Origin of the sequence: Variovorax sp. PDC80 (assembly GCF_900115375.1) — a bacterium.
Classification (GTDB): domain Bacteria; phylum Pseudomonadota; class Gammaproteobacteria; order Burkholderiales; family Burkholderiaceae_C; genus Variovorax.
The window spans coordinates 139,837-155,798 of record NZ_FOWG01000004.1; the positions used below are offsets into that span (position 1 = coordinate 139,837).

The 15,962-nt window shown below is 70.0% G+C and carries 18 protein-coding genes; 7 read left to right on the forward strand and 11 right to left on the reverse strand.

Annotated elements, in window-relative coordinates; all coding sequences use genetic code 11:
- Window positions 1-3: 3 nt before the first annotated feature.
- The gene (locus tag BM109_RS14085; protein ID WP_093343668.1) at window positions 4-432 is read right to left on the reverse strand and encodes a winged helix-turn-helix transcriptional regulator; all 429 of its coding nucleotides are present in this window, start codon (window positions 430-432) and stop codon (window positions 4-6) included.
- A gap of 148 nt (window positions 433-580) precedes the next feature.
- Here BM109_RS14085 and BM109_RS14090 point away from each other — a divergent pair, with 148 nt between their 5' ends.
- Both BM109_RS14090 and BM109_RS14095 read left to right on the forward strand, forming a co-directional pair.
- Window positions 581-1,177, forward strand: coding sequence for a dihydrofolate reductase family protein (locus BM109_RS14090; RefSeq protein ID WP_093343670.1), 597 nt, complete (start codon window positions 581-583; stop codon window positions 1,175-1,177).
- 153 nt (window positions 1,178-1,330) lie between these two features.
- On the forward strand, window positions 1,331-1,741 hold the full coding sequence (locus BM109_RS14095) for an RcnB family protein (protein ID WP_093343671.1): 411 nt from the start codon (window positions 1,331-1,333) through the stop codon (window positions 1,739-1,741).
- Between the two features lie 92 nt (window positions 1,742-1,833).
- Here BM109_RS14095 and BM109_RS14100 read toward each other — a convergent pair whose 3' ends face one another.
- On the reverse strand, window positions 1,834-2,097 hold the full coding sequence (locus BM109_RS14100; RefSeq protein WP_093343673.1) for a hypothetical protein: 264 nt from the start codon (window positions 2,095-2,097) through the stop codon (window positions 1,834-1,836).
- Window positions 2,098-2,273: 176 nt separating this feature from the next.
- The gene (locus tag BM109_RS14105) at window positions 2,274-3,218 is read right to left on the reverse strand and encodes a CysB family HTH-type transcriptional regulator (protein WP_057591795.1); all 945 of its coding nucleotides are present in this window, start codon (window positions 3,216-3,218) and stop codon (window positions 2,274-2,276) included.
- Window positions 3,219-3,394: 176 nt separating this feature from the next.
- Here BM109_RS14105 and BM109_RS14110 point away from each other — a divergent pair, with 176 nt between their 5' ends.
- Both BM109_RS14110 and BM109_RS14115 read left to right on the forward strand, forming a co-directional pair.
- Window positions 3,395-3,997: a TetR/AcrR family transcriptional regulator gene (locus BM109_RS14110; RefSeq protein WP_093343675.1), complete on the forward strand. Its 603-nt coding sequence runs from the start codon at window positions 3,395-3,397 to the stop codon at window positions 3,995-3,997.
- A 203-nt stretch (window positions 3,998-4,200) separates the two neighbouring features.
- On the forward strand, window positions 4,201-5,118 hold the full coding sequence (locus BM109_RS14115; RefSeq protein WP_093343676.1) for an alpha/beta hydrolase: 918 nt from the start codon (window positions 4,201-4,203) through the stop codon (window positions 5,116-5,118).
- A gap of 6 nt (window positions 5,119-5,124) precedes the next feature.
- On the opposite strand, the gene BM109_RS14120 is transcribed toward BM109_RS14115, so the two are convergent.
- Entirely contained in the window at window positions 5,125-6,093 is a 969-nt protein-coding gene (locus BM109_RS14120) for a fatty acid desaturase (protein ID WP_093343678.1), read from the reverse strand.
- Window positions 6,094-6,229: 136 nt separating this feature from the next.
- On the opposite strand from BM109_RS14120, the gene BM109_RS14125 reads away from it, so the two are divergent.
- Both BM109_RS14125 and BM109_RS14130 read left to right on the forward strand, forming a co-directional pair.
- Window positions 6,230-7,210 (forward strand): Bug family tripartite tricarboxylate transporter substrate binding protein, encoded by a 981-nt coding sequence (locus tag BM109_RS14125; protein ID WP_093343679.1) that lies wholly within the window; start codon window positions 6,230-6,232, stop codon window positions 7,208-7,210.
- Between the two features lie 2 nt (window positions 7,211-7,212).
- Window positions 7,213-8,820, forward strand: a complete 1,608-nt coding sequence (locus tag BM109_RS14130; protein WP_093343681.1) for a rhodanese-like domain-containing protein — start codon at window positions 7,213-7,215, stop codon at window positions 8,818-8,820.
- 1 nt (window position 8,821) lies between these two features.
- Here BM109_RS14130 and minE read toward each other — a convergent pair whose 3' ends face one another.
- The 5 genes from minE to BM109_RS14155 form a co-directional block, all read right to left on the reverse strand.
- Window positions 8,822-9,100, reverse strand: coding sequence for a cell division topological specificity factor MinE (minE, locus tag BM109_RS14135; RefSeq protein ID WP_093343682.1), 279 nt, complete (start codon window positions 9,098-9,100; stop codon window positions 8,822-8,824).
- A gap of 3 nt (window positions 9,101-9,103) precedes the next feature.
- Window positions 9,104-9,919: a septum site-determining protein MinD gene (gene minD / locus BM109_RS14140; protein WP_093344160.1), complete on the reverse strand. Its 816-nt coding sequence runs from the start codon at window positions 9,917-9,919 to the stop codon at window positions 9,104-9,106.
- Window positions 9,920-9,983: 64 nt separating this feature from the next.
- On the reverse strand, window positions 9,984-10,751 hold the full coding sequence (gene minC / locus BM109_RS14145) for a septum site-determining protein MinC (protein WP_093343684.1): 768 nt from the start codon (window positions 10,749-10,751) through the stop codon (window positions 9,984-9,986).
- 156 nt (window positions 10,752-10,907) lie between these two features.
- On the reverse strand, window positions 10,908-12,191 hold the full coding sequence (locus tag BM109_RS14150; protein WP_093343685.1) for a solute carrier family 23 protein: 1,284 nt from the start codon (window positions 12,189-12,191) through the stop codon (window positions 10,908-10,910).
- Window positions 12,192-12,240: 49 nt separating this feature from the next.
- The gene (locus BM109_RS14155) at window positions 12,241-12,666 is read right to left on the reverse strand and encodes a hotdog fold thioesterase (protein ID WP_093343687.1); all 426 of its coding nucleotides are present in this window, start codon (window positions 12,664-12,666) and stop codon (window positions 12,241-12,243) included.
- A gap of 102 nt (window positions 12,667-12,768) precedes the next feature.
- Here BM109_RS14155 and BM109_RS14160 point away from each other — a divergent pair, with 102 nt between their 5' ends.
- On the forward strand, window positions 12,769-14,088 hold the full coding sequence (locus BM109_RS14160; protein ID WP_093343688.1) for an AsmA family protein: 1,320 nt from the start codon (window positions 12,769-12,771) through the stop codon (window positions 14,086-14,088).
- Here the strand turns inward: BM109_RS14160 and BM109_RS14165 are convergent.
- Both BM109_RS14165 and BM109_RS14170 read right to left on the reverse strand, forming a co-directional pair.
- Window positions 14,085-15,473 (reverse strand): tripartite tricarboxylate transporter permease, encoded by a 1,389-nt coding sequence (locus tag BM109_RS14165; RefSeq protein WP_177239342.1) that lies wholly within the window; start codon window positions 15,471-15,473, stop codon window positions 14,085-14,087. The two genes, BM109_RS14160 and BM109_RS14165, sit on opposite strands and share 4 nt — an antisense overlap.
- Complete coding sequence (locus BM109_RS14170; protein WP_093343690.1) at window positions 15,470-15,925, reverse strand: hypothetical protein; 456 nt, start codon at window positions 15,923-15,925, stop codon at window positions 15,470-15,472. Before BM109_RS14170 ends, BM109_RS14165 begins: the two co-directional genes overlap by 4 nt.
- Window positions 15,926-15,962 lie beyond the last annotated feature (37 nt).

Below are 15,962 nucleotides of genomic sequence, written 5' to 3' on the forward strand. Positions count from 1 at the left end.
CTTTCAGGCCGCGCGGCCCTCGGCATGCGCGCGCCGCAGCTCCGCCTGCAGCTTCTTCCAGAGCGCGGGCCCGCCCTTGTCGAGCGCGGCGGCATCGGCGGCGCTGTCCTTCGTGACCGCCGTGTGCTTGCGGCCCCAGATGCCGATCTGCGCCACCACCGGCAGCAGGTCGATGCCCATGGGCGTGAGGCTGTAGAGCGCCTTCTGCCTGTGCGTGGGATCGTCGCTCTTGCGCAGCACGCCCTGCTCGACGAGCTTGCCGAGCCGCTCGGTGAGGATGTTGGTCGAGATGCCTTCGTCGGACTGCAGGAACTCGCGGAAGTGGCGCTTGCCCGCGAACATCATGTCGCGCACGATCAGCAGGCTCCAGCGGTCGCCGAAGACTTCCAGCGCGAGGTTGATCGGGCAGAGGGATTTTTCCTGGGATGCCATGGGGCGCGCTCCTACGCTTTTCTTTCGGAACCGCTTGCATTCTTGCATCGGTCGGAAGACACTGCAACCGCTCGCCGGAAACCGATTGCAATTCGCAAGCGGAAAGCAGGGCGCTTCGATCCCTTCCAGATCCACCAGGAGAACGCGCATGAGAAAGCTGATCCTTCAGATGCAGATGTCCGTCGACGGCTACGTGTCGGCGGCCCACGCCCACCTCGACTGGCAGCTCTGGGGCTGGGGCGATCCCTGGCCCTGGGACGAGCGCCTCAAGCAGGACTTCAACACCGTGTTCGACAGCGTGGGCACCATCCTCCTGAGCCGCAAGATCGCGGAGGAGGGTTACCTCGACCACTGGGGCCGCGCCGCGCAGCGCTTTCCGGCCGATCGCCACTACGCCTTCGCCCAGAAGATCGTCAATGCCGACAAGGTGGTGCTCTCGAACAAGCTCGAGGCCTCTCGCTGGGAGCGCACCGCGGTGGTCCATGGCGACCTGGCCGAGGCGGTCGAGACGCTCAAGCGCCAGGAGGGCGGCGACATCCTCTCGATCGGCGGCGTGGGCTTCGCGTCGGCGCTGGTCGAGGCCGGCGTGGTCGACGAGTTCCAGTTCTTCGTCAATCCGGCCGCGGTGGGCGGCGGGCTGTCGGTGTTCAACGACCGCAGCAAGGGCCACCGGCTCGCGCTGCTGCGCTCCGACGCCTACGAATGCGGCATCGTCGTCAACCGCTACGTGCCCGGGCTGCCCTGAAACGGCACCATGGCGCCGCGCGGCTGTAGGAGTGCAGGAGGCGCGGATACCGCCGCTTACCTTGTTTCACTTCGCGCCTACCTGAGCGCCGGCTGACCGACACACAGGCCGCCCACAATGGACTCGTCATCACAACACGCGAAGGAGTTCCAGATGTTCATCAACAAGACGAAGAGCATGGCCGTGGCCGCCGCGGCACTCGCCATGTGCATGGCAGCGGGCAGCGCCTTCGCGCAGGGCCGCGGCCATGACGGTCATCGCGGCGGCCCTCCGGGCCATGACCGCATGGAGCGCCGCGGCCCGCCGCCCGGCCACTGGGGCAACCAGGACTTCCGCGACGGACGCCAGTTCGATCGCCGCGGCTTCCCGCAGCCGCATGCCGAATGGCGCCGCGGCGGCCGTGTGCCGAGCGAGTACCGCACGCGCAACTACGTGGTCAACGACTACCGCGCCTACCGCCTGCAGCCGCCGCCGCGCGGCTACCAGTGGATGGGCGTGGGCGGTGACTTCGTGCTGGCCGCGATCGCCACGGGCGTGATCTCGCAGATCATCGCTGGCCAATAACGACAAGTGCCCACTGCCGCAGGGCTCCGAGAGGAGCCCGCACGAAAGCCGCCGCAGGCCTCACGCCGCGGCGGCTTTCTCTTGGGGGTGTCTCAGACGAGTGCCGTGGGCGCGAGCTGCGCGCAGACGTTGCGGCCCGTGATCGTGAGCCGCAGCCCGCCGCCGTGCCATTCGAGCCAGTTGAGGTTCACGTAGGCATCGATGTCGCTGTCGTCGATGCGGTCGGCATGGCGTTGCTGCAGCAGTTCCACCGTGGCGGGCAGCCCTCGTCGCAGGCGTTCGCGCCGTTCGCTGGCTTCGGCGGCCTTGAGGGCCTTGGCCTTCGCTGTGGGGTGCTGCTGCGAAATCGATGCCATTGCTGATCCGTTCCGGAAAGCTGGGATGAATGCGAATGTACGCTCCTTGTGTGAAGCAACTGGCAGCTTTTTCATGCTTTCGTATGGAAGTCTCGCCACTTCGGTCGACATCGTGACCGAAGCCTCGCATCCGCCGTGCGAAGTCCGCGCGCCAAGCCCTTGTCGGGCCACGCTTTTCAGATTTCGTAGTGCGAAGCCCTGGTTTCGTCGGTCAGTGCCTTTTCCACCACAGCGCGCGTGAGGGTCGGCGCGAAGGACTCGATGAAGGCGTAGACGTACTTGCGCAGGTAGTTGCCGCGCCGCACCGCGAGCTTCGTGAGGTTGATGCCGAAGTGGCGCCCCGCGTCGATCGCGCGCAGCTGCGTGTCGCGCTCGGCCTCGTAGGCCACGCCGGCCACGATGCCCACGCCCATGCCGAGCTGCACGTAGGTCTTGATCACGTCGGCATCCATCGCGGCCAGCACGATGTTGGGCGTGAGCCCGCGCTGCGCGAAGGCCTCGTCGATGCGCGAGCGGCCCGTGAAGCCGGTGTCGTAGGTGATCAGCGGATAGCGCGTGAGCGCATCGAGCGTGAGCGGTGCGTCGAGCAGCGGATGGCCTGGCGGCACGATCACCGAATGGGTCCAGCGGTAGCAGGGCAGGGCGACCAGCTGCGGGTAGTCGCCCAGCGCCTCGGTGGCGATGCCCACGTCGGCCTCGCCGTCGATCAGCATCTGCGCGATCTGCTTGGGCGAGCCCTGGTGCAGGTGCAGCTTCACGTTGGGAAACTGGGCGCGGAATTCCTGCACCGCCACCGGCATCGCATAGCGCGCCTGCGAGTGCGTGGCCGTCACCGACAGCAGGCCGCTCTGCTGCGCGACGAACTCCTGCCCGGCATGCCGCAGGTTGCTGCTCTCGAGCAGCATGCGCTCGATGATCGGCAGCACGTGGCCGCCGGGTTCGGTGAGGCCGGTGAGCCGCTTGCCGGCCCGCACGAAGAGCTCGATGCCGAGCTCCTCCTCGAGTTCGCGGATCTGCCGGCTCACGCCGGGCTGCGAGGTGTGGAGGGTATGGGCGACCTCGGTCAGGTTGAAGCCGCAACGAACGGCCTCGCGTACCGAGCGCAGTTGTTGGAAGTTCATCTGGCGCGGAAGGGTCATGTCCCGGAGCGGGACGGACCGGGAATTCTCTGCACAACGGCTTATGCGGGGAACGATGCGTTTGTTGGTTTCACATGAGCAAATCATCTTTGGGCCCTCTGGCAAGGCGGCCTTCGCGTTGGTTTGCCATTTCGCACGACTGTGCTAAAGTGCGCCGCATGGACGCCAAGACCCAGAAAAGCGAGCTGACCCGCACCGCCATCGTCGGCGCGGCGATGGATCTCGCGCTGGCCGAGGGCCTGGAGGCGATCACGCTGCAGGCGATCGCGAGCCGGCTGGCCCTGTCCAAGAGCGGCGTGTTCTCGCGCGTGGGATCGCGCGAGGCGCTGCAGAAGGCCGTCATCGAGGAATACGGCCGCCGCTTCCTGGCCGACGTGTTCGTGCCCGCGATGCAGAAGCCCAAGGGCCTGGCGCGGCTGACCGACATCGTCGAGCGCTGGATCGCGCGCACGCGCGACGTCGAGAGCGAGACCGGCTGCCTCTACATGGCCGGTGCCTTCGAGTACGACGACCGCGAGGGCGAGCTGCGCGAGCTGCTGCTCGCCGAGATCACCCGCTGGCGCGCCGCGCTGCGCCGCACCGTGCTGCAGGCGGTGGACAGCGGTGAGCTCAAGGCCGGCACCGATGCCGCGCTGCTGGTCAGCGAGCTCAACGGCCTCGTGATGACCCTGCTGCACGACGCGCGCTTCCTGCGCGACCCGCTGGCCGGCGAGCATGCCGCGCGCAGCTGGCGGCGCATCCTTTCCGATTACCGCGCCTGAGGGAGGTCCCGGGCGCACGCCTTTCGTCTTTGCTTATCTGAATTTCGCACAACCGTGCGATAAAAAGGAGAAACACCATGCTGATCATCGCCCTCTGCCTGGCCGTCTACGCGCTGGCCCTCGGCGTCGAAACCCTGCGCGAAGCCCTGCGTGCGCTGCCCGGCAGCAACCAGGACTGGGTCTGGTACTGAAGGGCGCACGGCATGACGAGCAGCGCCACGCCTTCGGCCTCCACCCACGCCGCGCGTTCCGGCTACTACGGCGCCAGCCTCCGGCTGCGTGCCGTGCGCTGGACGCTCGGTGCCATCGAGCGCCTCTGGCCCGCGCTCGGCGTGCGCGCGGCCAGCCGCGTGTTCCGCACGCCGCTGCCACCCAAGTGGCTCTACCGCGGCCAGGGGCCGGGCGCCGAGTGGCGGCGCGAGACCTGGGCCTTCGAGCAGGGCAGCCTCGGCCTCTACCACCTCGCCTCGCAGGCCTCGGCCGTCGACGAGACGCCTGTGGTGCTGCTGATGCACGGCTGGGGCGGCCATGCGGGCCAGATGCTGCCGCTGGCCCAGGCCATCGCCGCGGCGGGGCTGCGGCCGGTGCTGCTCGAGCTGCCGGCACATGGCCGCAGCGCGGGCTGGGCCAGCAACCTGCCGCAGTTCGCGCGCGCGCTCGAGTACGTCGCGGCACGGCTCGCGGCCGAGGGCCATGCGCTGCGCGCGGCCATCGCGCACTCGATGGGCGGCAATGCACTGGCCTACGCGGCGGCGCGCGGACTGCCGGCCGACCGGCTGGTGCTGCTGGCACCGCCCGCCTCGCCGCGCGAATACACGCGCTACTTCGCCCACGTGTTCGGCCTGCGCGAACGCACGCGCGCCGCGATGCAGCGGCGCATCGAATCGCGCGAGGGCATCCTGATGCCGCAGTTCGAGCCGCCCGCCGTGGGCCCGCGCATCGCGCGGCCGACCCTGATCGTGCACGACCGCGACGACCGCGTGAACCGCTTCGCCGACAGCGAGGCCTACCGCGATGCGATCCCGGGTGCGCGGCTCGTCGCCACGCAGGGGCTGGGGCACCGCCGCATCCTCAAGGAGGCCGAGGTGATCGAGCGCGTGCTGGGCTTCGTCGCAGGCTAGGGCCAGTTACCAAGCCGGATGCACCGGCACGAACACCGGCCGGAACAGGTGCCGCCGCACGATCTGCCCATAGCCGCGGTAGTAGAAGTGGCCGTTGGCCGCCAGCACCGCCGCGCGATGGCGTCGGAAGTACACCGGGATCTCGTACCAGGGCATGGTCGGCGCGCGGTGGTGCACGTGGTGCAGGTTGTTGAAGAGGTAGAGCAGGCCGAACACCGCGTTCGATTCGACGATCGCCACGCGCTCGTGCGGCGTGTCGGCCCAGCGGTGCTCGGTGAAGGTGCGCAGCGAGCCCAGCATCATCCCCGGGTAGACGAAGCACAGCAGGTACTCGCCCAGGCTCATGCCGGCCACGCCGATCACGAAGTACAGCACCGGCGCCACGCTCAGCGCATGCCAGCCCCAGGTCGGCAAGCGCGAGAAGTCGCCGGCCGCGACCCGGCCGGTCTCGAAGCGCACCAGCTTCCACAGCCGCAGGAAGGGCCCCAGCACGACGCGGAAGGCCACCGTCTGGTTCGCCAGGTAGATCCAGCGCCAGAAGCGTCCATAGCCGGCCCAGGCCGGTGCCGAGTGGTAGGCGCTCTCGGTGTCGCGCTCGGGATGCGTGAGGTGGAAGTTGACGTGGTGCGCGCTGTGGCCGCGGTTGTAGAACGGGTACGGCAGCCACAGGTTGAGCGGCGGCCACACCACGGCCCAGCGCAGCCACTGCGGCAACTGGCGCATCGCGTGGATGCTCTCGTGCTGCAGCGAGAAGTGCAGCTGCGCGAGGTAGCCGCCCGCGACGAACAGCGCCCAGCCCGGCAGCGTCGCATGCCACCAGACCAGCGCGGCCCAGGCCAGGTAGAGCGCGCCCGCGAGCAGCAGGGTGGGCACCTCGTAATGCCACCACCAGTGGCGGCGGCCGCGCGCGGTGGCCACCGCAACGGCGGGCGTGGGTTGCAGCGGCTGGGTGGAGGTGCGGGCGGCGGTGTTCATGAGGAGGCGGTCCGGCCTGCGATGCTAGGAAGCCTGGGCCGCGCCGCATGCGCCCATTCCGCATAAGCAAGGGTGCGAAACTTCGTTCGCGCCGCCGCCCCCGCGCCCTAGGCTCGCTGGCTTTTTGCGTCGTCCCATGAACACCCTCCCCTCGCGCGGCCTCGCCGCCTTGCTGCTTGCCCTGTCGACCGTGCTGCCGGCCCGGGCCGCCGCGCCCGACGACTATCCGCAGCGCACCGTGCGCGTGGTCGTGCCCTACCCCGCGGGCGGCATCGCCGACAAGATCGGCCGCGAGGTCGCTGAGCAGCTGCAGCAGCGCCTGAAGCAGCCCGTGGTGGTCGAGAACCGCAGCGGCGCGGCCGGCAACATCGGCTTCGACTACGTGGCGCGCCAGCCGGCCGACGGCTACACGCTGCTGCTCGCGCCGGCCTCCAACCTCACGGTGCAACCAGCGCTGTTCAAGCAGCTGAGCTACGACCTCGCGCGCGACTTCACGCCGGTGTCGCTGCTGGTGCAGACGCCGCAGCTGCTGCTGGTCAATCCCAAGGTGCCGGTCAACAGCCCGCGCGAGCTCATCGACTATTCGAAGAAGAACCCCGGCAAGGTCAACTACGGCATCAGCGTGGGCGCCTATTCGCACCTCGCGGGCGAGCTGCTCAAGTCCCAGACCGGCGCCGACTTCACGCCCATCCCCTACCAGGGCAGCGCGCCCGCCATCAACGACCTGCTCGCGGGCCAGACCCAGTTCATCTTCAACGAGGTCGTGACCGCGATCCCCTTCGTCAAGGCCGGCACGCTCAAGCCGCTGGCCGTGGCCTACCGCAGCCGCGCGCCCTGGCTGCCCGAGGTGCCCACCGCCGCCGAGGCTGGCCTCGGCGACTTCGAGGTCACCTCGTGGTACGGCGTGGTGGTGCGCAGCGGCACGCCCGCGCCGCTGGTGCAGCGCCTCTCGCGCGAGCTGCGCGAGATCGTGCAGTCGGCCGACTTCCGCAAGCGCTACGACGACATCGGCGCCTTCACGGTCGGCAGCTCGCCCGAGGAGTTCGCCCGCTTCATCCAGACCGAGACCGTCAAGTGGACCGCGGTGGTGAAGCAGGCCGGCATCCAGCCGAACTGAGCATGAGCGCGCACGACCGCCCCACCCTCGATGCCGCGGCGCTGCATGCGCTGCTGCTGGCCGCCGACGGCCCCGAGCTCGCGCTGCTCGACGTGCGCGAGACCCGCCACTACGTCGCGCGGCATCCGAACCTCGCGCGCAATGCGCCGCTGAGCGGCCTCGAGCCGCAGATCGCCACGCTGGTGCCGCGCCGTTCCACGGCGATCGTGCTCTACGACGACCGCGCCGCGCCCGATGGCCCCGCGCACGAGGCCGCGGCCGTGCTCGAGCGGCTGGGCTACACCGATGTGCGCCTGCTGGCCGGCGGCATCGAGGCCTGGGCCGCGCAGGGGTTGCCGGTCATCGACGGCTACGGCACGCTGGTCAAGGCTTTCGGCGACCGCGCGCGGCTGCACTTCGGCACGCCCTCGGTCGGTGTCGAGGCGCTGCGCGAGCGGCTGCGCGATGGGCGGCCCACCACGCTGGTCGATGCACGGCCGCGCGCCGAATTCGAATTCCTCTCGCTGCCGGGCGCGCGCAATCATCCCGGCACCGAGCTCGCATTGCGGCGCTTCGATGCGCCCGCCGCTGCCGACCACCTCTGGGCCATCAACTGCTTCAGCCGCACGCGCGGCATCGTCGGCGCCACCACCCTGAGGCTGCTGGGCCGCGCGCGCGATGCGGTGTTCGTCGAGGACGGCGTGATGGACTGGGGCCTGCACGGCGGCCCCGTGGTGCAGAATGCCGCGCCCGCCGACCTGCTGCCGGCCGAGTCGCCCGAACGGCTGCGCGAACTGGCCGACGGCCTGATCGCGCGCCACCGCCTGCCGTTGGTCGATGCCGCGCAGCTCGCGCGCTGGCAGGCCGACCCGCGGCGCAGCCTCTACCTGTTCGACGTGCGCCCGCAGCCCGACCCGGCCTTCGCGGGCACGGCCGTGCAGCAGGTGCCCGGCGGCCAGTTGCTGATGCATTTCGAGAACCTCGTGGGCACGCGCGGCGCGCGCATCGTGCTGTTCGACGACCCGGCCCACCGGCTGCGCGCCGCCATCACGAGCTTCTGGCTCACGCAGCTCGGCCAGGCCGAGGTGCATGTGTTCGACGGCCCGCTGCCCTCCCAGGGCCTGCCGCCGGCCCCTTCCACCGCGATCGCCGATGCCCCGCCCGCCATCGAGGCCGAGGCGCTCGAAGGCGCCACGGTGGTCGACGTCGGCCCCAGCCTGGAATACGAGCGCGGCCACCTGCCGGGCGCGCTCTACCTGCTGCCGGCCTCGCTGGCGCCGCTCGCTCCATGGATCGTGCCGGGCCGCACGCTGGTCTTCACCTCGCCCGACGGCATCGCGGCGAGCCGCACGGCGCGCGATGCGCAACGCCGCTGGCCCGAGGCCGGCGTGCGCTTCGGCTGGCTCGCGGGCGGCACCCAGGCCTGGAAGGCCTCGGGGCGGGCGCTGTCGACCACGCTCGAGGCGGCGCGCCTGCTGACCCCGTTCGACGACGACTGGGGCTCGGTGATGCGCGTGTTCGGGCCGCGGCGCGACCCGGCCTGGGCCGACTACCTGGCGTGGGAGCGCGCCCTGTCGGCGCGCGTGGTCGCGGACCCGACGGTCCGCTTCCGCTTCTTCGCGCCGGACTGACTCAGCGCGCCGGCGTGGGCGCCGGGTCGGGCAGCTCGATCTTGATGTCGAGCACCTCGAGGTTGTCCTGGGTCTCCAGGTGGACCTTGATGTCCTCGGGATTGATGGCCACGTACTTCGAGATCACCGCCACCAGCTCGCGCTGGAGTTCGGGCAGATAGTCGGGCCGCCTCTTGCCGCTGAGGCTGGAACGCTCGTGGGCGAGGATGATCTGCAGGCGTTCCTTGGCAACGCTGGCAGTCTTCTTCTTTTCGCCAAGGAGGAACGAGAGGAACGACATGCCTTATCTGCCTCCGAAAATCCGCTTGAAGAAGCCCGGCTTCTCGGCCTCGACGAAACGCATCGGCCTGTCCTCGCCGAGGAAGCGCGCCACCACGTCGCTGTAGGCCTGGGCCACGTCCGTGTCCTTGTCGTGGATCGCGGGCACGCCCTGGTTGGAGGCGTGCAGCACGCTCTCCGACTCGGGGATCACGCCGATCAGCGGAATGCGCAGGATGTCCTGGATGTCCTCCAGCGAGAGCATCTGGCCGCCCGCCACCCGGTTCGGGTTGTAGCGCGTGATCAGCAGGTGTTCCTTGACCGGGTCGCCGCCGTCCTTGGCGCGCTTGGTCTTGCTGCTGAGCATGCCCAGGATGCGGTCCGAGTCGCGCACCGACGAGACCTCGGGATTGGTCACCACCAGCGCCTCGTCGGCGAAGTGCATGGCCATCATCGCGCCGGTCTCGATGCCCGCGGGCGAGTCGCAGACGATGTAGTCGAAGTCCATCGCCGCCAGGTCGGTGAGCACCTTCTCCACGCCTTCCTGCGTCAGCGCTTCCTTGTCGCGCGTCTGCGAGGCGGCGAGAACGAACAGGTTCTCGCACTGCTTGTCCTTGATCAGGGCCTGGCTCAGGTTGGCCTCGCCCTGGATCACGTTGATCAGGTCGTACACCACGCGGCGTTCGCAACCCATGATCAGGTCGAGGTTGCGCAGGCCCACGTCGAAGTCGATCACGGCCGTCTTCTTGCCCGCGAGCGCGAGGCCCGAGGAGAAGCTGGCGCTCGTGGTCGTCTTGCCGACGCCGCCCTTGCCCGAGGTCACCACCACTATCTTGGCCATGGCCATTCCTTCTTGTTTCGATTCGGTTGTTGCTGGATCGCTGCCGCGTCGTCCCGCCCTGCCGTCAGGCAATGGGCTCGATCACGATTTTCTTGCCATCGAGCCGGATCTGGGCCGCCTTCGCGAGCACCGAGTCGGGCAGCGGCACTTCCGAGGTCCGGTAGATGCCGGCCACCGCCACCAGCTGGGCTTCGAGGCAGGTCGAGAAGATCCGCGCCTCGGTGTTGCCGCGCGCGCCGGCGATCGCCTTGCCGCGCAGCGGCGCGTACACGTGCACGTTGCCGTCGGCGATGACCTCGGCGCCATGGCTCACCACGGCCGTCACGATCACGTCGCCGCCGCGGGCATAGACCTGCTGGCCCGAGCGCAGCGGCCGGTCGATCAGCAGCGTGCCGTTGGCCGGCACCGGCACCTCGCGCACGATCTGCGGCGCGGGCGACGGGGTGGCCGGCGGCGGCTCGGCCGGGCGCGGGGCCGGGGCGGCGGGCATGTCGGTCACCACCAGGCCGGCGGCGCGGGCCGCGGCGTGCTGGGCCTCGCTGCCGCCGCGCACCGCGATCGGCTGGGTCTGGTGGCGCGCCAGCAGGCCGCGCAGGGCCTCGAAATCGAGCGCGTCGCCCGCCCCGCCCTCGGCCGAGGCTTCCGGCAGTTGCGAGAGATCGATGACCACCGGTTCCTGTTCGAAGAAATCGGGGGAATCCGCCAGCTGGGCGTCGAGCGCCTCGGCCAGCACGCCCAGATCGGTCGTCTTGAGGATGACTGCGATCAGCGGCAGCGTGGCGCTCTTGAATTCGAATACCGCCCTGGTGCGCGCGGCGGAAACATCGGCCATTGGAAAACGTCTGGAAAACGTCGGTGCGAAAAGCCTGGGAGTCTAACGGGCGCGGGGCGCGCGGCGGTGCGGCGCCGCGGCCCGGGCCGCCCCGGAAGCACATTTATTGCACGAGGTTTCACTTTGGGGGGCTTGGCGGGCGCCCCCGGGAGCGCCTCAGTTCTTCGTGCGGCCCAGCAGTGCGTAAAGAATGATGGCCCCGAAGGTGGCGGTGCCGATGCCGCCGAGCGCGAAGTCGCCGAACTTCAGCGTGAAGTCGCCGGTGCCGATGATCAGCGTGATCGCCGCCACGATCAGGTTCTTGTTCTGCGAGAAGTCGACCTTGTTGTCGACCCAGATCTTGGCGCCCGCCACCGCGATCAGGCCGAACACCACGATGCTCACGCCGCCCATCACCGGCAGCGGGATGGCCTGGATCAGCGCGCCGAACTTGGGGCTGAAGCCCAGCACCAGCGCGATCACCGCCGCCACCACGAACACCGCGGTCGAATAGATGCGGGTGGCGGCCATCACGCCGATGTTCTCGGCATAGGTGGTCACGCCGGTGCCGCCGGCCGCGCCGCTGACCACGGTGGCGATGCCGTCGCCGATGAAGGCGCGGCCCATGTAGCCGTCGAGGTTGCGCCCGGTCATGGCCGTCACCGCCTTCAGGTGGCCCAGGTTCTCGGCCACCAGGATGATCGCCACCGGCGCGATCAGCAGCATCGCGTTGGCCGTGAACACCGGTGCGGTGAAGGCCGGCAGGCCGAACCAGGCCGCGTTGGCGATGCCGCTGAGGTCCACCGGCTTGCCCAGGCCCATGCCGTTGGTCAGCACGGCATAGACGATGGTGGCCAGGATCAGCCCCACCAGGATCAGCAGCCGCTGCACCATGCCGCGCGTGAACACCGCCACCAGGCCGACGCAGAGGAAGGTCAGGGCCTGCATCCAGGCGTCGAAGTTGCCGGCCGCCATGTTCTTGATCGGCACGTTCGCGAGGTTGAGCCCGATCACCGCCACCACCGCGCCGGTCACCACCGGCGGCATGAAGCGCTCGATCCAGCCCGTGCCCACGGCCTGCACGATGGCGCCGATCACGATGTAGACGACGCCGCAGGCCACGATGCCGCCCAGCGCCACCGCGATGTTGGCGTTGGGCCCCTTGCCGGCGTAGCCGCTGGCTGCGATCACCACGCCGATGAAGGCGAAGCTTGAGCCCAGGTAGCTGGGCACCTTGCCGCCCGTGATCAGGAAGAAGATCAGCGTGCCGATGCCGCTCATCAGGATCGCGATGTTGGGGCTGAAGCCCATCAGGATCGGCGCCAGCACGGTGGCGCCGAACATGGCGATCACGTGCTGCACGCCCATGAAGCCGGTCTGCACCCAGGGCAGGCGTTCGTCGGGCGCGACCACGCGCCCCTCGGTGGCGGCGACTTCGCGCCAGGTGAATGGATTGCTCATGGCTTGTCTCCTCGTGTCGTGGTCCAGGCTTGTAGGGTGCCGGTCGTGCTCAGCCGCGGGGCTGGAGCACCGCCATTGTGATGCGCGAAACGCAGGTCAGCTCGCCCGCTTCGTTGGTCAGGTCGATCTGCCAGACCTGGGTGCTGCGCCCGCGGTGCACCGGGCGGGCGGTGCCGATCACCCAGCCGCTCGAGGCCGAGCGGATGTGGTTGGCGTTGATGTCCAGGCCCACGGCGCGCTCGCCGTCGGGCGCCGAGTAGTGGGCGCCGCACGAGCCCAGCGTCTCGGCCAGCACCACCGACACGCCGCCGTGCAGGATGCCGTAGGGCTGGCGCGTGCGGTTGTCGACCGGGCAGCGGGCGCGGATGAAGTCGTCGCCGACCTCGAGGAATTCGATGCCCAGGTGTTCCACGGTGGTGCCGACGTGGCTTTGGGTCAGGGCCTCGACCGAGATGTCTTTCTTCCAGATGCGCATGGCGTGCTCGTCTTTCGTCTTGGTGTGCTTGAAAAAGGGTGGCGGAAACTATAGCGACGGCGGCTGACACTGGCAGTCGCCTAGGCGTGCTAGCTTGCATGGATGAAACCCCTCTCCCGGCGCGTCCGGTTCTGGCTCGCCGGCACGGCCCTGGTGCTGCTGGCGGGCGCCCTCGCGCTGTGGGGGGCGGCGCGCTGGCTGCTGCCCAGCGACGCCGAGGTGTCGCAACGCATCGCCGAGGGCTTCGAGAAGCACTACGGCATCGGCCTCAGGATCGGCGGCGCCCACTGGTCGCTGCTGCCCATGCCGGTGCTGGTGCTGACCGACGTCGCCACCGACCAGCCACGCCCGGTCACCGTGCACCGCATCGCGCTGCGGCTGCAGCTCGCGCCGCTGTGGAAGCGCGTGGTCGCGGCCGACTCGCTCGAGGTCGAGGGCGCGGTGCTGCCCGGAGAATCGATCCGCGCCTTCCGCGGCCGCGCGCCCGAGACCATCGAGAAAGGCCGGATCGCCCTGCCCGCGCCCTGGACGCTGGCCGAGACGCCACTCGAGCGGCTGCGCTGGCGCGACGTGCGCTGGATCGACCGGCGCGACATCGAGCTGGCCTACGACGGCCAGATCGACTTCGACCCCGGCTGGCGCCCGCGCCATGCGCTGGCCGAGCGCACGCAGGCCTCGCCACCGGCCCGGCTGCGGCTGGACCGCGAGGGCCGCAACGACCGCTGGCAGACCCGCATCGACGTGGCGGGCGGCAGCTGGAACGGCGTCAGCCGCTTCGAGACGCTGGACAACGGCCGCCTGCGCGTGTCGGCCGAGCTCGCGCCGCGCGACGTCGACATCGAGGGGCTGGTCCAGACCTTCGGCCGCCGCACCTTCGTCGCCGGCAAGCTGCACGGCCAGACCACGCTGACGGCCGAGGCCGACAAGGCCGGCGCCCTGATGCGCGGCCTGCGCACGCGCACCGTGTTCTCGGTCAGCCCGGCCACCCTGACCAAGCTCGACCTCGCCAAGGCCGTGAGCACCGCCGGCATCAGCCGCGGCGGGCGCACCGCGCTCGACGAGCTCAGCGGCACGCTCGACACCGAGGCCACGCCCGACGGCACCGTGCTGCGCTACACCAACCTCAAGGCGCGTTCGGGCGTGCTCACCGCCAGCGGCAACGTGCGGCTGTTCAACCGGCGCATCCAGGGCGATGCCGCGGTCGACCTGATCGACGGCGTGGTCGGCGTGCCGCTGAAGATCGGCGGCACCCTGAGCGATCCCGAGCTCTCGCTGACCGGCGGCGCGCTCGCGGGCGCGGCCGTCGGCAGCGCGGTGCTGCCGGGCGTGGGCACCGCGATCGGCGCGCGCGTGGGGCAGCAGGTGGAGCGGCTGTTCGGGCTCGACGAGCCGCCCGGCTCGAAGAAGAAACCCAAGCCCTAGCCGATCGCTTTCAGCACCGCCGGCACCGTCAGCACCGCCGTGTAATAGCCCATGAACTGCACCCCGGTGTTGAAGCCGATGGCGCGCGACAGCAGCCCGCCGAGCAGGCCCATGGTGAGGATCACGAACAGCCCCAGCAGCTGCCCTTCCCAGACGCTGATCACCACGATCAGGCCGACGAAGGTGGCGATGATCGCCTCGTGGCTGACCTTGCGCGAGACGAACAGCGCCGCGCGGCGCGCGAAGTTCATCGTGAAGGGATAGGCCACCAGCGCCGCGAGGATCACCGCCAGCATCCCGTAGCCCAGGAACTCCCAGTGGCTCAGCAGGTTGTGCAGGTTGTGGGTCTGGCCGGTGGCGGCGTCGATGGTGAACACCGGCGGCGCATTGAACAGCGGCGCCGCCGGGCCCGCGGCCACCGGGCTCAGCGGCAGGCCGATCGCGATCAGCGGGATCAGCGCCTCGGCCACGTAGGTGGCCTCGGTCACGCCGTTGCGCGCGGCCAGCGTGGTGGTGAGCCGGTGGTAGGCATGCTTGATGCGCGAGCCGACCAGCTCGCCGAGCACCACCGTCATCGCGACCGGGCTGAACACGAAGGTGGCGCTCGAGATGGTGGCGGTGGCCAGCGTCCATTTCACCTGGCCGCGGTCGAGCACCTTGAAGGGATTCGGGAAGTAGCCGCTCCAGCCCTTCACGTCGGGCGCCAGCGAGAAGGTGCGCACCTTCTCGCGCGCCATGCGCGCCCTGGCCGTCGGCGACAGCACGGAGAACAGGTCGGCCACCAGCGGCCCGATCGCGATGCCGAGGAAGTAGCTGATGCTGAGCTTCACGCCGTACTTGGCGGTCAGCGACTGCAGCGCCACGATCACGATCACGAACGGCACCAGGGTCGCCACCGAGGCCCAGCGTCCGCTCGAGAACCAGGCGATGGCGACGGCCGCCACCACGAAGATCCATGGCGCCGCCTTGGTGATGGCCGCGCCGTAGGGCGCGAGCAGCACCGCGAACAGCACGGCCAGCGGCACCGCGACGAAGGCCGCGATGATCGCGCCCGACACCATCTTGCGCAGCGCGATGTGCGGCACGCCGAGGTTGCGCAGCATGTTGGCGTCCTGCAGCAGCGGCGTGGCCATGGTGTCGCCCGGGATGCCCAGCAGCGCGGTCGGCACCGCGTGCGTCATGTGCTTGGCCACCGCGGCCGCGAGGAAGAAGGTGAACACGCCCTCGGGCGGCACGCCCAGCAGCACCACCAGCAGGGTCAACGGCGCGAGCGTGGTGGTCTCGTCGGTGCCCGACACCAGGCCGATGGCGGCGAACACCACGGCGCCCACGAGGCCCATGCCGGTGGCGACGAGGATCTGGTTCAGCAGTGCGGCGTCGATCACGAGGCGGCTCCTTCGGCGGCGGCGCGGGTGCGCGGGCGGTGGTTGGCGAACAGGTCGTGCAGGCCCAGCTCCTGGAGCTCGCGCAGCGCGGCGGGCGGCAGGTCGCTCATCGCGCCGAGTTCGCCATGCTCGCCGGCCAGTTCGGCCAGCACCTCCTCGCGCCAGCGCGGATCGGCCGCGCCGCCTTCCACCACCTCGCGCTTGGGCGCGAACAGCAGCGCGCAGATCAGGCCCGCGATCACGCAGCCCGCGAGGCCTGCCAGCATCGCGTAGGCACGTGCCAGCTCGGGCGAACGCACGGCGCCCGCGAGCAGGCGGTTGGCCAGCAGGAAGCCGGCCAGGCTCACGGCGATGCCGATCGCGATCGCGCCCGCGAGATGGCGCAGGTCCGCCGTGTCGCCCCAGATTTCCACCAGGCGCCATCGCGCCTGCGTCGTGCCGTTCGGCTTCATTGCTTGTCTCCGTTCTTGCTGGTGTGACGGCACGCGC